The sequence below is a fragment of the Nocardiopsis baichengensis YIM 90130 genome (assembly GCF_000341205.1).
Taxonomy (GTDB): domain Bacteria; phylum Actinomycetota; class Actinomycetes; order Streptosporangiales; family Streptosporangiaceae; genus Nocardiopsis_A; species Nocardiopsis_A halophila.
The window spans coordinates 179,423-194,822 of sequence record NZ_ANAS01000025.1; the positions used below are offsets into that span (position 1 = coordinate 179,423).

General features: G+C 74.9%; 10 protein-coding genes. 5 read left to right on the forward strand and 5 right to left on the reverse strand.

Annotation, left to right across the window (positions count from 1 at the left end):
• Window positions 1-135: 135 nt before the first annotated feature.
• From C892_RS0120645 to C892_RS0120655, 3 genes are all read right to left on the reverse strand, one after another.
• Window positions 136-1,611 (reverse strand): sodium/glutamate symporter, encoded by a 1,476-nt coding sequence (locus C892_RS0120645; RefSeq protein WP_017558734.1) that lies wholly within the window; start codon window positions 1,609-1,611, stop codon window positions 136-138.
• 404 nt (window positions 1,612-2,015) lie between these two features.
• A complete protein-coding gene (locus tag C892_RS0120650) occupies window positions 2,016-3,440 on the reverse strand; it encodes an aldehyde dehydrogenase family protein (RefSeq protein WP_017558735.1) in 1,425 nt (474 codons plus the stop codon).
• 67 nt (window positions 3,441-3,507) lie between these two features.
• Complete coding sequence (locus C892_RS0120655) at window positions 3,508-4,905, reverse strand: cytochrome P450 family protein (protein ID WP_017558736.1); 1,398 nt, start codon at window positions 4,903-4,905, stop codon at window positions 3,508-3,510.
• A 263-nt stretch (window positions 4,906-5,168) separates the two neighbouring features.
• Between C892_RS0120655 and dacB the strand changes: the two genes are divergently transcribed.
• The 3 genes from dacB to C892_RS0120670 all read left to right on the forward strand — a co-directional run bounded on the left by dacB (window position 5,169) and on the right by C892_RS0120670 (window position 9,768).
• Window positions 5,169-6,761, forward strand: coding sequence for a D-alanyl-D-alanine carboxypeptidase/D-alanyl-D-alanine endopeptidase (gene dacB, locus C892_RS0120660; protein WP_017558737.1), 1,593 nt, complete (start codon window positions 5,169-5,171; stop codon window positions 6,759-6,761).
• A 286-nt stretch (window positions 6,762-7,047) separates the two neighbouring features.
• A complete protein-coding gene (locus C892_RS0120665; RefSeq protein ID WP_017558738.1) occupies window positions 7,048-8,823 on the forward strand; it encodes a coiled-coil domain-containing protein in 1,776 nt (591 codons plus the stop codon).
• Window positions 8,824-8,844: 21 nt separating this feature from the next.
• Window positions 8,845-9,768 (forward strand): hypothetical protein, encoded by a 924-nt coding sequence (locus C892_RS0120670; protein WP_026124522.1) that lies wholly within the window; start codon window positions 8,845-8,847, stop codon window positions 9,766-9,768.
• 62 nt (window positions 9,769-9,830) lie between these two features.
• On the opposite strand, the gene C892_RS0120675 is transcribed toward C892_RS0120670, so the two are convergent.
• Both C892_RS0120675 and C892_RS0120680 read right to left on the reverse strand, forming a co-directional pair.
• A complete protein-coding gene (locus C892_RS0120675) occupies window positions 9,831-10,481 on the reverse strand; it encodes a response regulator transcription factor (RefSeq protein ID WP_026124523.1) in 651 nt (216 codons plus the stop codon).
• 32 nt (window positions 10,482-10,513) lie between these two features.
• Window positions 10,514-11,776: a sensor histidine kinase gene (locus tag C892_RS0120680; protein ID WP_017558741.1), complete on the reverse strand. Its 1,263-nt coding sequence runs from the start codon at window positions 11,774-11,776 to the stop codon at window positions 10,514-10,516.
• Between the two features lie 159 nt (window positions 11,777-11,935).
• Here C892_RS0120680 and C892_RS0120685 point away from each other — a divergent pair, with 159 nt between their 5' ends.
• Both C892_RS0120685 and C892_RS0120690 read left to right on the forward strand, forming a co-directional pair.
• Window positions 11,936-13,039, forward strand: coding sequence for a hypothetical protein (locus C892_RS0120685; RefSeq protein WP_017558742.1), 1,104 nt, complete (start codon window positions 11,936-11,938; stop codon window positions 13,037-13,039).
• Window positions 13,040-13,600: 561 nt separating this feature from the next.
• Window positions 13,601-15,343: a hypothetical protein gene (locus C892_RS0120690; RefSeq protein ID WP_017558743.1), complete on the forward strand. Its 1,743-nt coding sequence runs from the start codon at window positions 13,601-13,603 to the stop codon at window positions 15,341-15,343.
• Window positions 15,344-15,400 lie beyond the last annotated feature (57 nt).

A 15,400-nucleotide genomic window follows, 5' to 3' on the forward strand; every position in this document is an offset into this window, starting at 1 on the left:
GGGAACGCGGTGGCGGGAGCGCAGGGCCGGGAGCACTGAGACGGGAACGCGGGAGGGGGAGGGGCGTGCGCCCCTCCCCCTCCGGCTTCTCTGTGCCGTCTCGGCCCTCGCCCCTTGCGGGTGGTGCCCGTTGCGCTAGGCGCTCGCCGCGGCGTTCTCCTCCGCCTGGCGGGCCGCCTTGCCGCGCTTGCGGCCGAAGATGAACAGCCCTGCGTACAGGCTGGCGGCCAGGCCCACCGCCATGATGATCAGGAACGGCACCGCGCCCACGTGCGGGCTGATGATCAGCGGGATGGCCGCGGCGGTGACCAGGCCGCCGCCGAAGAACGGCTCGAAGACCAGCTGCTTGTAGCCGAAGGCCGGGTAGGCCGGGGTCTTCAGCTCGGGGTCGACGATGCGCATCAGCACCAGGCCGGTGGCGGTCACGCCCAGGGACTGGCCGAAGTCGCCGATGCCCCGCTCGAACCAGTGCGAGGGCATCATGCGCGGGGCCAGGAACAGGAAGGCGCAGACCACCCAGACGATGCCGGCGACCGCCAGCAGCAGGAACGGCAGCAGGTTCTCGGCCAGCACCTGCAGGGACAGGGTGGCCATGGCCGAGATGATGAGCATGTCCAGGGAGAAGCCCTGCACCCGCTCGATCATCATGGAGTCGACGATGGCGTTCTTGTCGAACCGGTCGATGAGGATCTGCAGCAGGATGCCGCCGATCATCGCCAGCGGGAACAGCGGCACGTAGGCGAAGATCTCGATGGTGTCCGCCCACAGCACCTGCTCCACGGCCTGCATGGCGGACAGGATGACCTGGCCGATCAGCACGGCGATGGCGATCAGGCCGAAGTGCAGGGCCAGCGGGTCCAGCGAGGAGGGGTGGACGGTCAGCATGGCGCCGGGGCCGCGCTTCTCGCCGACCATCAGCCCGGCCTGCTCGGCGTCGGAGATCTCGGCCTTGGAGTCCAGCACGGCGGTCTTGCGGCGGCGCACGCCCCAGTTGATCAGGATGATGCCCAGGATGATCCCGGACAGCAGGCCGACGGTGGCCATGCCCACGGCCAGGTCCTGCCCCTCGGGGAAGCCCGCCTTCTCGAAGGTGTCGCCCAGACCGGCCGCGGTGCCGTGGCCGCCCACGAAGCCGATCTCGATGAGCGCCCCGGTCAGCAGCGGCATGCCGAACACCGGCGCCAGCACCAGAATGGCGAGCAGCAGGCCGATCACGTACTGGCCGGTGCTCAGGGTCAGGCCGAAGGCCAGCTGCGGCCCGGCCAGCTGGGCGGCGTCCCGGAACTTCGGCAGCGGCTTGCCCAGGAACAGCCCGGCGAAGACCACCGAGATGAGCAGGCCGGGCAGCGCGGACCAGACGTCGATGACGTTCTCGCCGAACAGGCCGCCGCCGGCGAACGCGTCGGTCTTCACGCCGAGATACTCGGCGTACTTGCTGTCCAGGAAGCGGCCGAGGATGTCCGGCCCGAGGATCAGCGCGATGCCGCCCCCGATGATCGAGCTCGGCAGGAACAGCTTCTGCGTGAGCTTCGACTTCACCCGTACGAACTTCGCGACCAGCAGCAACACCCCCAGGAGGAGGAGCGCGAGGCCAATGGTGTCGGGGGACATCTCTTACCTCTCCGTTGAAGCATGAGCGCGCCCGCGAACGGGGGGAGCGCACCCTGAAGCGCCCCTCCCTGGCGAGGAGGGCGGACCCCGGGGGGCGACCCGTTCTCGGGCGCCGTGGCTGTGAGGGCGCCGGGCCGTGCCGGACCCGCGCCGGGGGCTCCGCACCGCGACGCGGCCGGGAACGCCCCAAAGAAGCTCAAACCGGTAGAAAACCGGCCAAAGTCATCGTCAACGGAAAGTGTGCCATCGCTCCGATACCCCTTGGTAACCCCCGGGACGCCGGGCGGGGCGACGCCCGGTGTCCCGGAGGTGTGCGCGGGGACGGCCCCGGGGACGCGGCCGCGGCCGCGTCCCCTGGTGTGCGGCCCTTCTCACGAGAGCCGGGCCACTCCGTATGGACCTGCTCACAACTGCACGCCGGTGAGAACCATCACCCTCTCGTAGGTCAGATCGTCCATCGCGGCGCGCACGCCCTCCTTGCCCACACCGGAGTTCTTGATCCCTCCGTAGGGCATCTGGTCGGCGCGGAAGGTCGGCACGTCGCCGATGACCACGCCGCCCACCTCCAGCTCCCGGTGGGCGCGGAAGGCGGTGGCGATGTCGGAGGTGAACACCCCCGCCTGCAGCCCGAAGTCGCTGTCGTTGACCGCGGCGAACGCCTCGTCGGTGCCGGCGGCGCGCTGCAGCACCAGCACCGGGCCGAAGACCTCCTCGCGCACCACCCGGGCGTCGGCGGGGACGTCGGCCAGCACGGTGGGCTCCACACTCACCCCGTCGCGCCCGCCGCCGGTGAGCACCGCGGCCCCGGCCTTCTCGGCCTCGGCGATCCACCCCTGGACCCGCTCGGCGGCGGCCTCGTCGATCATCGGGCCGACCTGGGTGGCCGCGTCGGCCGGGTCGCCGGTGCCCAGCTCGCCGACGCGGGCGACCAGGCGGGCGGCGAAGTCGTCGTAGACCCGCTCGTCCACCACCACGCGCTGCACCCCGATGCACACCTGCCCGGCCTGGTTGTTGCCGAACAGCGCGATCCGCTCGGCGGCCCGGTCCAGGTCGGCGTCGGCCAGGACCACGGCCGCGGCGTTGCCGCCCAGCTCCAGGGTGACGTGCTTGTGCGGGGCCCGGCGCTGCAGCTCCCACCCGAACTGGCCGCCGGTGAAGGAGACGACCGGCAGGCGCGGGTCGGTGATCAGGCCCGAGGCCCGGTCGTTGGGCATGGGCAGCACCGAGAACGCCCCGCGCGGCAGGTCGGTCTCGGCCAGGATCTCGCCGAGCAGCAGCGCGGTCAGCGGGGTGCCCGGGGCGGGCTTGAGGACGATCGGGGCACCGACGGCCAGGGCTGGGGCCACCTTGTGGGCGACCAGGTTGAGCGGGAAGTTGAACGGGGAGATGCCCAGGACCGGCCCCTTGGGCACCCGCCGCACCAGGGCGACGCGGCCGGTACCGCCGGCGTCGGTGTCCAGGCGCTGCAGCTCGCCGCTGTCGCGCCGGGCCTCCTCGGCGGCCAGCCGGAAGACCGACACCGCGCGCCCGGCCTCGGCGCGCGACCAGGTGATGGGCTTGCCGCTCTCGGCGGTGATGAGCGCGGCGAACTCCTCGGCGCGCTCACCGATCCGCCGGGAGACGTGCATCAGCGCCTCGGCGCGCACGTGCGCCGGGAGCGCGGCGAACCCGGCCGCCGCGGCGTCGGCCGCGGCCACCGCCTGCTCGATCTGCTCGGGCGAGGGCACGGCGGCGGCCCCCGCGCTCTGCCCCGTGTAGGGGTCGGTCACCTGGATCTCGGTGTCGCCGGTCGCGGCTTCCCCGGCCAGCCAGAACGGACGCGTAGACATGTCCGTGACGCTAGTGCCCCCATCGCGGCCCGGCGTTGTCCTTCACGTCCAAACCACGGTGCCCGAGTTAGCCTTTCCGGCGTGCCCGCCGACCGCTCCCCTGCCACCAGCGCAGCACCCGCACCAGCAGGGCGTCCGAGGGCGGCTCGGGCGCCGGCTCCGGGCCGGTGCCCTCGACCGCCCGTTCGGGCGCCGGCGGCTCGGGGGCGGGCAGCGGCGCCGAGGGCTCGAACTCCACCGGAAGCGCGGCCGGGCCCCGGTAGAACAGCGACGGCGCCCACCACAGCTCCTCGGCCGGCAGCGCCAGGCGCAGACCGGGCAGCCGGGCGCGCAGCCGCTCCACCCCGATCTCCACGATCCGCTCGGCCACCGCCCGCGCCGGACAGCGGTGCTCCCCGGCGCCCCAGATCAGGTGGGCCCGGTTGTGCCCGGAGGGGACGGCGGCCTCGTCCCGGTCCCCGCGCCGCAGCCGCGGGTCGGCGTGCGCGGCGGCCAGGCCGAACGCCAGCGGCTCGCCCTCGGCCACCCGGGTGCCGCCGACCACGGCCGGGCGGGTGGCGAAGCGGGCGGGCAGCACCTGCACCGGCGGGGCCGTCCAGACCACGTGGTCGACCACCTCGCCCAGCAGCAGGCCCCCGCCGGCGTAGTCGCGGGCCAGGGCGTCGTCGGCGAGCAGCTCGCGCAGCACGTTGCCGAGCAGGTTGGCGGTGGGCAGGTGGGCGGCGGCGGCCATGGTGACCAGCTGGTCGGCGGTCTCGGCGTCGGTGGGTTGCTGCCCGTGCCCCAGCATCCAGCTGGTGAGGTCCTCGCCGGGGACGGCGCGCTTGTGGCGGACCAGCCCGGCGAAGTAGTCGCGCATGCGGGCGGCGGCCTCGGCGGAGCGGTCGCCGTCGTGCGACCACATGGCGGCGGTCAGGTCGCCCAGGGCGTAGCCGAAGTCGTCGTCGAGCCCGAAGAGGCGGTTGAGCACCATGGCCGGGATCAGGGTGCAGAAGTCGGCCATCAGGTCGGCGTCGCCCTGGGCGCAGAAGTCGTCGATGAGGCGGTCGGCGGCGCGGGTGGTGTCCGCGCGCAGCCGGGCGTCGCTGAGCCGGGCGAGCGCGTCGGCCACGGGGGCGATCAGCCGGGCGTGCTCGGCGCCGTCGGCGTACAGGGCGCTGCTGCTGTGCCCCATGCCGATCGGCAGGTCGTCGCCGGGCGAGCGCTTGCCGTCGCGCACGTCGCACCAGCGGCGGGTGTCCCGGGAGAAGCCTCCCCAGTCCCGCATGACCTCCAGGTTCTCCTCGTACCCCAGCAGCAGCCATACCGGAAGGCCCGGCTCCAGCTCCACCGGCGCCACCTGGCCGTAGCGCTCGCGCAGCGTCTCCCAGACGTGCTCGGCCTCTCCGTGCTCGGCGTACTTGTACAGCGGGAAGGGCGCCTCGTGCAGGGGGCACCCGGGGGCGGTGTCGGGTCGCTCGGTCACGGCGTCGCTCGCAGACTGTCAGGGGGCGGTGGCTGCGGTGCCACGAGGGTAGCGCCGCACCCGCCCCTCCACCACCACCGCTTTCCCCGGTTGCGGGCGGCCCGGATCCGGCCGCGCCTCTCGTGCGCCCCGGCCGCGCCGGGGTAGCCTGCCTACGCACCGTCGCCCGGCCGTCACGCACGATCCCCCCGCCCGTGCCCCGCCCTCCCGACCGACCTCCTTCCCCCGTCCGTCCCCCGTCGAGAAGGAAGGGACCCGACCCGATGGCGATCCTCCGATCCCGCGGCGCCCTGCGCGCCGCGGCCGTACCGCTCATGGCCGGCGCACTGCTGGCGGCCGCGGCTCCCCCGGCGGCGGCCCACGACCCCGTGGACGAGCTGCGCCGCGACATCGACGCCCTGCTGGAGGACCCCGCCCTGGAGGGCGCGGTCTCCGGGGTCGTGGTGCGCAGCGCCGAGACCGGCGAGGCGCTCTACGGGCACGAGCGCGGGACGCCGCTGCTGCCCGCCTCCAACATGAAACTGCTGACCTCGGCCGCCGCCCTGGACGTGTTCGGCACCGGCCACCGGTTCACCACCGACGTGCAGGCCGACACAGCGCCCAACCCCGGCGGCGTGGTCCGCGGCGACCTGTACCTGGTGGGCGGGGGCGACCCCACGCTCACCGCGGACGCCTACGACGACCTGGCCGCCGAGGTGGCCGACTCCGGGGTGCGCAGGGTGACCGGGGACCTGGTCGCCGACGACACCTACTTCGACGACGAGCGGCTGCACCCGGACTGGGAGGAGGGCGACGAGCCCTACTACTACGCGGCGCAGATCTCGGCGCTGACCGTGGCCGCCAACCAGGACTACGACACCGGCGTCGTCACCGCCTCGGCCGAGCCCGGCAACGCCCCGGGCGACCCGGTCGAGGCCGGGCTGGAGCCGATGGCCGACAACCTGGAGGTGCGCAACGAGGCGGTCACCGGTGCGCCCGGGTCCGAGCCCTCGCTGGAGGTGACCCGCGAACGGGGGACCAACACCTTCACCTTCTCGGGCTCGCTCCCGGCCGGGGGCGGCGACTACGCCACGCTGCGCACCGTCGACGACCCCACGGCCCACGCCGCCCACCTGTTCGCCGACGCGCTCGCCGACCACGGGGTCAAGGTCGTCGGCGACGTGGACTTCGGCACCGCACCGCGGCGCACCTCCCCGGTGGCCGAGCGCTCCTCCATGGAGCTGGGCGAGCTGCTGGTGCCGTACATGAAGCTGTCCAACAACGGGCACGCCGAGATGCTGCTCAAGGCCATGGGCGCCGAAGAGGCGGGCCTGGGCTCGTGGAAGGCGGGCGCCGCCGCCGTGGAGGTCGCCACCGCGCGGATGGGGCTGGACCCCGGTGCCTACCGCCAGACGGACGGGTCGGGGCTGGCCCGCAGCAACCGGATGACCGCCGACGGCATCGCCGACCTGCTGGAGACGGTGCGCGGCGAGCCGTGGTGGCCGGAGTTCGAGGACTCCCTGCCGCTGGCCGGGGCCGAAGAGCGGATGGTCGGCGGGACCCTCCGGTTCCGGATGCGCGACACGGCGGCGCAGGAGAACGCGCGCGCCAAGACCGGCACCCTGACCGGGGTCAGCGCGCTGTCGGGGTACGTGCAGAGCGCGGACGGCGAGGAGCTGGTGTTCGCCGTGGTCAACAACGGCCACACGGGTCCGGCGCCGCGCCACGTGCAGGACGCCGTGGCCGTTCGGCTGGCGGAGTTCTCGCGCGGGGGGATGCAGCGCCTGTCCGCGCCGGCGCCCGCCTACGCGCCCGCCCCGGCCGGCCCCGACTCCTCCGACGGCGGACGGGAGTGCACCTGGGCCGGCACCTGCTGAGACCGGTGACGGCCGGGGCGGCCCCGCGGACGGTCCGGTCCGCGGGGCCGCCGCCGTTCCCCCGCCCGCCGCCGCACCGAGGGCGCGGCCCGCCCCGGCCGCGTCGGCCCGCCGTTCGGTTCCGGACGGTACCGGCCTGTTCACCGGGGGTCCCGAATCGGACGGGACGGCTGGTGTGCACGCCCTGGTTGGGCCAAAGTGGGGGACAGAGGCCCGAACACCGGCGCTTCACAGGCCAGTGACCGGACCCCCGCGTCCGGCCCGACCGACCGGGAGAGAAGCAAGGGTGTCGCTCGTCTACCGCAGCATCGCCACCGTGGACCTGGACCGCGACATCACCGGCGAGGCCGCGGCCGCCCTCGCCGCCTGGCTGAGCCGCCGCGGTCCGGCCGGTGCGCGGGTCGACTTCACCCGGTCGGGCTCCTACGAGCTCAGCAGGCGGTCCAGAGCCATGGTGGTGCGCCACGACAACCGCGAGGACCGCATCTCCTTCCTCCGGCTCACCACCGAGTCGGACAAGGCCGACGGGCGCTGGCGCACCACCGCCACCATCGTCTCCGACCCCCAGCGGCTGCCGCACGGCTACAGCTGGGTGGACATGACCGCCGACCCCCGGCACGAGCTGTCCGGCCCCGACCGGCTCGACGTGGTGCCGCCGGACGCGGTGCGCATGCTCCTGGAGCGGCTCCCCTGCCGCGACGGCGGGCAGCGGCTGGGCCCCGACCCGGCCATCGTGCGCGGCCGCGACCCCGAGGCGGTCCGCGCGCTGGCCGCGGCGATCGCCGACCCGGCCCGCAGACTCGCCGTCGTCGTCTTCGGCCCGCCGACCGACACGACCGTGGCCGCCTGGCGGGACACCATGGCGGCCGTGCTCGCCCGGTCGGCCGGCATGTGCGCGGGGTACGTCCTGGACGCCGCCGCCCACGAGCGGCTCGCGGCGCTGCTGCCGCGGGGGGCCGACGTCCCCGCCGGAGGGGTGCGCACCTTCCTTCCCGGCGTCGACCCCGACGACGGCGCCGACGCCCAGCGCCACCCGCGCATGTCGGCCCACACCCTGGACTCGGCCCGGGAGGAGGGGCGGGTGCGCCCCTGGGTGAGCCGGGCGCTGGCCCGGTCGGTGCGCGACAACGCGGTCGACGCCCCGCTGCCCGCGGAGCTGCGCGCCATCGACACCCTGCTCAACGAGGAGGAGCTCGACGCCTACCTGCGCGAGCAGGAGAACGGGTCGGGCTCCGCCCCGGTCGCACCGGCCACCACCGGGCCGCACGGCACCGACCTGGTGCCGATGCTCAAGGCCCGCCTGGCCGACCAGGCGCGGGACGCCGAGCGGCTGCGCGCGGAGGCCAAGCGGCTCAGTGTGCGCGGCACCGAGCAGGCCAAGGAGCGCGAACGGCTGGCGGCCGAGCTCACCGAGGTCACCGAGGAGCTGCACCACGCGCGGTCCGCCCTGCACACCGCCACCGGTGAGCTGGCGTGGCTGCGCGAGCGGCTGAACGAGGAGGGGCTGTACCGGCTGGCCGCCGAACACCCCCCGGCCGACCGGCCCCTGGGACCGCCCCGCACGGTGGAGGAGCTGCTGGAGCGGATCACCGACCGCAGCAACCTGCCCAACCTGTACTTCACCATCGAGGACCGCGACACCGTGCGGGAGCTGACCGGCAGCCGCAAGGAGAAGCTGTGGGTCACGCGCGCGTGGGAGGCGCTGCTGGCGCTGGACGACTACGCGCGCTACCAGCTGGCCAACCCGGAGTCGGGGCTGGGCTTCCACGACTACCTGCGCGAGCCGCCGGACGGGTACCGGGCGGTCCCGGTCAAGCGGCTGGCCTCCCGGGAGAGCGACACCGTGCGCAACCGGGACAAGCTCAGCGACAAGCGGGTCTTCAAGGTCCCGCGCGAGGTCTCCCCCGACGGGGAGGTGCCGATGTTCGCGCACATCAAACTCGACAGCGAGTACGGGATCTGCCCCCGCCTGTACTTCTACAGCGACCTCGGGCCGGGCACCACCAACCGCATCTACATCGGCTATCTGGGCCGCCACCTGCCCGTGCAGGGCACCAACTGAGCACTCGTACCCTCGGTAGACATGGGAACCCCGACGGAAGCGGCCCCCCGCGTGCTGCCCGAGCAGGAGTGGCGCGGGCGCGAGGCCCGCCACCACGCGCGCGTGGACGCCCTCGTCTCCGCCCACCTGGAGCGCAGGGCGGCCGGGATCAAGCACCCCGTCGAGGACTTCCTGTTCACCTACTACAGCCACAAGCCCGCACAGCTGCGCCGCTGGCACCCGGGGGCGGGGGTGGTCCTGGAGGGGCTGTCTCCCGAAGGGCTGCGCTGGTACAGGTCCGCGGAGGGCCCGTCGGACGCGGACTCCCCTGACGCCGCTGAGCTGGACGTGCCGGCCTTCCTGGAGAAGAAGGGGCCGACCGTCGCCTTCGTGCTGCGGCTGCTGCGCGCGGTGCAGGGGCGCCAGGCCCACCTGGGGTGCTTCGGCCTGCACGAGTGGGCCATGGTGTACCGGCTGGGCCAGGACCAGGTGCGGCACGCGTCGGTGCCCCTGCGCCTGGGCGCGGAGGGCACGGACGAAGTGGTGGAGTCGCACCGGATCACGTGCTCGCACTACGACGCGTTCCGGTTCTTCACCGAGGAGGCGCGGCCGCTGAACCGGCTGCGGCCGACCCGCGAGGGCCAGGCCGAGCTGGACCAGCCGGGGTGCCTGCACGCCAACATGGACCTGTACAAGTGGGCCTACAAGCTGTCCCCGCTGGTGCCCTCGGAGCTGGTCGCCGACTGCTTCGTCTTCGCCAAGGACATCCGCGAGCTGGACATGCGGGCCTCCCCCTACGAGCTCGAGGCGCACGGGTACACGCCGGTGCGGATCGAGACGGCCGAGGGCAAGGCGGAGTACCTGGAGGCGCAGAAGGCCTTCGCCGAACGGGGCCGGGGGCTCCGGGCACGGCTGCTCGACGTGCTGGCCGCGGTCGAGCCCCTGCTGCCGGCCGAGCGCCCGTGACACCGCCCCGGTAGGGCGCCTGGAGGAGCGCCTGGCGGCGGACCGGCCGCTCGGGCCGGGACTCAGCGTCGGCCTGCGCGGACCAGTCCGGAGTCGTAGGCGGCGACCACCGCCTGCGTCCTGTCGCGAACGCCCAGCTTGGCCAGGATGTTGGACACGTGCGTCTTGACCGTCTCCACCCCCACGAACGCCTCGGCGGCGATCTCGGCGTTCGACAGGCCCCGGGCCATCCGCTTCAGGGTGTCGGCCTCGCGGGTGGTCAGGCCCGCCACCGCTCGGGCGGCCGGCCCCTCTTCGCCGGCGTGCGCGGCCGCCAGTGACCGGATCGCCTCGGGGAACAGCAGCGAGTCGCCGGAGTGCACCACCCGCACGGCCGCCAGGATGTCCTCCGGCCGGCTGCGCTTGAGCAGGAACCCCGCCGCTCCCGCGCGCAGGGCGCCGTAGACGTAGTCGTCGTTCTCGAAGGTGGTCACCACCAGGACCTTGGGCGGCCGGTCGAGGCGCACCAGCGCCGCGGTGGCCTGGATCCCGTCCAGGCGGGGCATGCGCACGTCCATCAGCACCACGTCGGGCGCGGTCCGCCGGACCAGGTCCAGGGCCGCGTCGCCGTCGTCGGCCTCGCCCACCACCTCCATGCCGGGCTCGGCGCCGATGAGCGCGCCCAGCCCCGCACGTACCAGCGCCTCGTCGTCGACCAGCGCCACCGAGATCACCGCCGCCTCCTCCGCCGAGCCTCCGCCGTTCCTCACCGGCCCCCCGTCCACGGGATCTCCGCCGCCAGGCGCCACACCCCGTCATCGGCCCCTGCGCGCAGTTCGCCGCCCAGGAGGCGGACCCGCTCCCGGGCGCCCGCCAGCCCCCGGCCCCCGCGCGCCTCCCCGCGCCGGGCGCCGCGCCCGGTGCACGGGTTGGAGACTTCGGCCCGCACCGCGGTCTCGGAGACGTCGACCCGCACCCGGACGGGCCCGCCCGACCCGTGCCGCAGCGCGTTGGTCACCCCCTCCTGGCAGATCCGGTACAGCTCCCGCGCGAGCACCGCGGGCAGCTCCCCCACCGGCCCGCGCGCCTCGTAGTCGGCCTCGGTGCCCGCGGCCCGGGCCGCTTCGACCAGGTGCGGGACGTCGGCCAGCGTGCGCTGCGGGGCCCGCTCGCCGGGGCGTTCGCGCAGCAGGCCGAGCACGTGGTCCAGTTCGGCGGTAGCGGTGCGCGCCTGTTCGGCGATGGCCTCCAGGGCGCCGCGGGCGAACGCGGGGTCGCGGTCGATCACCCGGGAGGCCGCCCCCGCCTGCAGCGCCACGACCGAGAGCGCGTGGCCGATGGAGTCGTGCAGCTCGGCGGCGAGCCGGTTGCGCTCGCCGAGGTCGTCGGCGCGCGCCCGCACCGCGGCGAGGCGGTCGGCGGCCGAGGCGCCGAGGAAGGGGCGGGCCAGCCGGGCGGCGCCCGCGCCCAGCAGCGCCATCGTGGAGATCAGGGCCGCCAGCATCAGGGCGCCGACCAGGGGGGACAGCCAGCGGCGGCTCCCCTGGGGCGCCCAGTCCACCAGGATGACGCGCTGGCCCATGTCCGGTGCCTGCCCCAGGAGGGCCACCAGGGCCAGCGAGGCCGCGTCGGTGAGCACCACCATCGTGAGCACGCACACCGCCAGGCCCACCGCGAACAGCAGCGCCAGCCAGCAGCAGCCCCGCGCCCGGGTGCGCCAGTCGGCCCCGGCGAGCGGCGGCTCATCGGCCAGGGGGCCGCCCAGCAGGCTGCGGGCGATCTGCGCCTGGAGCGCGTGCACGCCGGGCAGGAACCCCGTCAGCCCGCCCAGGGCCGCCGCCACGAGCGTCCCGGCCAGGCCCGGGACGCCGAACCCCTCCTCCGGGGTCCACGGCGACAGCAGGCTGATCAGGACCAGGACGCCGATGAAGAAGGGCATGAACAGCGCCCCGCCGAGGACGAGGTACACCCATCGGGTGTAGGTCCGGGCGGAGACGAACGGCGCGACGGCGGCGCGGAGGATCCCCACGCCATGATCGTGGCACGCGGGGCCGCGGATGCGCCTCCCCCTCCCGGGGGACGCGGTTCACCGCCGGGCGGGAGGCACCCGGGCCGCGTTCCCGGAAGTGTCGGGGGTGTCCGGCGGAAGGCCCGCCGGACGGTGACCCGGGGATTCGGGGAGGCGGCCATGGCGGTAGCGGCGAAGGCGCGCACGGACATGGGGAGGTGGGCGTTCCCAGCGGCGCTGGCCTGGTCGGCGGGGGCGGCGCTGCTGGCCCTGGCCTGGTCGGCGGGGGTACTGCCGCACCCGTTCTCGCGGGAGGACGGGGTGGGCATCGGCGCGGTGCTCAACGCGTTCGACCCGGCGGTGGGCTCGGCGTTCATGCTGGCCCTCGGGGCGCTCGGGGCCGTGTGCGCGACGGTGCTGGTGCGGGCCCCCTCGGGGGTGGCGGCCCGGGCCGCGTCGGTGACCGCGCTGCTGCTGGCGGGGATGATCGTGCTGGTTCCGCTGCACGGAGCGCTGCTGACGCTGCTGGGGTACACCCCGGTCGTCATCGCCGCGGGCTGGGCGGTCCCGGGACTGCCGGCGAGCTACCTGGAGTACGTGACCTCGGCGGAGAGCCTCTTCCTGCTCTACTCGGCGCTGGGGGCGGTGCTGTGGGGCGTGAGCGGCCTGGCCGGCCTGCGCGCCCAGCGCGGCGCCTGCGGCGCGTGCGGCAGGACCGGGGACTGGAGCGCCGAGCGTGAGGAGCGCGTGCGGGCGGCGGCGCTGCGCACGGGCAGGATCGCGGTGGCCGTGGCGGTCGCGGCCTCGCTGGTCTACCCGGCGATCCGGGTCCCGTGGATCTTCGGCGTCTACCCCGGGCTCGACGGGGGCCAGGGGTTCACCCCCGATCCGGGGACGCTGACCATCGGGCTGGGGCTGGCCTCGGGGGCGGTCGGCGGTGCCGTGCTCATGCTGGGCCTGGTGCAGCGCTGGGGCGTGCGGTTCCCCCGCTGGATGGTCGGCCTGGCGGGCCGCAGGGTGCCCGTCCCGCTGGCGGTGGTGCCCGCATCGCTGGTGGCGCTGGCGCTGGTCTCCCTGGGCAAGGTGGTTCCGGCGGCCTGGCTCACCGGTTCGTTCTTCACCGCCCAGGCCCCGGGCGGGGCGAACCTGGTGCACGAGGCGGCGTTCGCGGCGATGCTGCTGTGGGGCGCGGCCCTGGCGGTGGCGACCGCGGCCTACGCGATCCGCCGCCGCGCGGAGTGCTCCGCCTGCGGAGAGGGCAGCCCCGAGGCCGTCGGCTCCTGAGTTCCTCTGAGGCCGGGAAGGAGGCGCGAGGGGCCACGGCCCGGCGGAGGCGCGGGGGCGCACGAAGGACGGCGGCCGCTCGCTGATCGCGGTCCCGGCCGGCCGAAGGGCGTGCGCCGAGCCCCACGGCTCCGCACGGACCAGGACGGGCCCGACCTTCGGGGGCCGGGCTCGTCCTCATGCGTGCAGGCCGCCCGTCAGCGGCGAGGGGCGGGCACAGACCCGTCGGGGCGCCTCCGACGGGGTCCGGTCGCTACACTCGCCCCGATGTGCAACCCTTCCGCGGATTCGCCCTTTTCAGAGACAGGGGCGCGCGGCCCGACTAGCATCAGAGATGAGCCCAGGCCCCAGGCCCCAGGCCCCAGGCCCTCGGCCCCCGCGTCTCCGCCCTCCGACCGGACGACCGGGCCGCCAGGCGGCCTCTCGCTCTGGGCCCGTGCCCCTGAGGAGATCCGGCGCTGGACCACGTGGCGCGGCGCGATCGTCCTCGCGGTCGCCCGCACTCTGACCTCGACGATCCGGCTGATCGACGCGCTGGCCCTGTTCCGCGGCGATCCGCGGGTGCAGACCGTTTTCACCTGCGACGACGGTTCGGCCTTCAGCGGCCGCACCGGCCGCCTGCTGGCCGAGTCGGGGGCCGTCCTCGTCGACGGGGACGAGGCCCGGCGGGTCCCGGCCTCGCTCGTCCTGACGGCCAGTGAGAACGTCGACCTGACCGGCCTGGACGCGCCCGTGGTCGTCCTCCCGCACGGCATCGGCTTCCAGAAGTACGTTCCGGACTCCGAAAGCGGCCGGCGCCGCCTGTCGGGCGTCGTCCGCGACGAGTTCGCCGACCGCCCGAACGTCATCACGGTGCTGACCCATCCGGCGCAGCGCGACCAGCTGCGCAAGGCGTGCGGGCAGGACTCCGTCCTGGCCGACCGCGCCGAGGCCGTGGGCGACCACGTGCACGACCGCGTGGTGGCCGGACTGCGGCGGCGCCCGCTGCACCGGGAGCGCCTGCACGCCGGCCCCGGCGACCGCCTCATCGTGCTCAGTTCGACCTGGGGCGAGCAGGGGCTCCTCGGTTCCTCGCCGCTGCTCCCGCATCGCCTGCTCGCCGAGCTGCCCCTGGACCGGTACCGGGTCGCCGCCGCCCTCCACCCCAACATCTGGACCGCGCACGGCCCCTGGGGCGTACGGCAGGTCCTCGAACCCGCCGTTGACGCCGGCCTCCGACTCCTTCCCCCGGAACGGGGGTGGGAGGCCGCGATCACGGCGGCCGACTGCGTGATCGGGGACCACGGGTCGGTGACCCTGTACGCGGCGGGGGCGGGGACCCCCGTGCTCCTCGGAGCGTTCGGCGAGGAGTCCGTTCCCGGAACCGCCATCGGCGCACTCGCCGAGAGCGCGCCGCGGCTCGACCACGCGCTCCCGTTGCGGGGCCAGATCGACGCCGCGATCGACGGGCACGCACCGGGCAGGCATCACGGAGCGACGGAACAGGCCTTCGCGTACCAGGGCGCCGCGACGCACCGGCTGCGCGCGCTCCTGTACCGGGAACTGGGCCTGACGCCGCCCGAGCCCCCGGCCGCAGGGAGGACGCCCCGCACCCGAACGCCCTTCGGAACCTCCGACGGCTCGGACTCGGGAAACCCGGGAGCGGGCGGCGAACCGCCCCCAGAGAGGAAACGGCGTACGCCCATGCCGGGGCCCGCCGAACCGGAGCCGGAGTGGCGGGAGGTCACCGCCTTCGAGGTGCTGACGCGCGTGCAGGACGTGGAGCACGTGGAGGACACGGCGGCCGGGGACACACGGTTCATCACGGTGGAACGCTTCCCTGCCGCGGTCGCCGGACCGGCCGATCCGGGTGACGGTCGGCTGCGTCATCTCGCCGTCTCTGAGGCCGAACCCGATGAGGCACTGGCACGCTCAGCGTCCGTCATCCTCCGCTCACCGACCTCCGAACGCCAGGAGCGCTCCGACACCTCTGCCCGGCCCGGATTCGCTGGGGACACCTGGCAGGCCGGGACCGGAACCGGTGAGAAATGGGCGGCCGACACCCTTATGCGCCATCCGGGGGCGCTCATGGCCGTGTCGGCCGCCCCTCCCCTCACCGGGGCGGAGGCCGGGGTACCGGCAGATCGCCACGCGTACACGGCCCATCTCCGGGACGGGTCCTCCGTGTCGGTCCGCACGTCGGCCGCCGTCCCCCTGGGGATCGCGGCGGCCGTCGCCTATACGGTCGTCAGGGGCGCAGGCACCGGCGAAACCCGTGTCAGCGACGGGCGGAGGACGTGGCGGGCCCACACGTCGCGGAGGTGAACGGGGCGACCCGACCCCGCGTTGATCTCGGGGAAGTCGGCCTTAAAAACGTCCTCT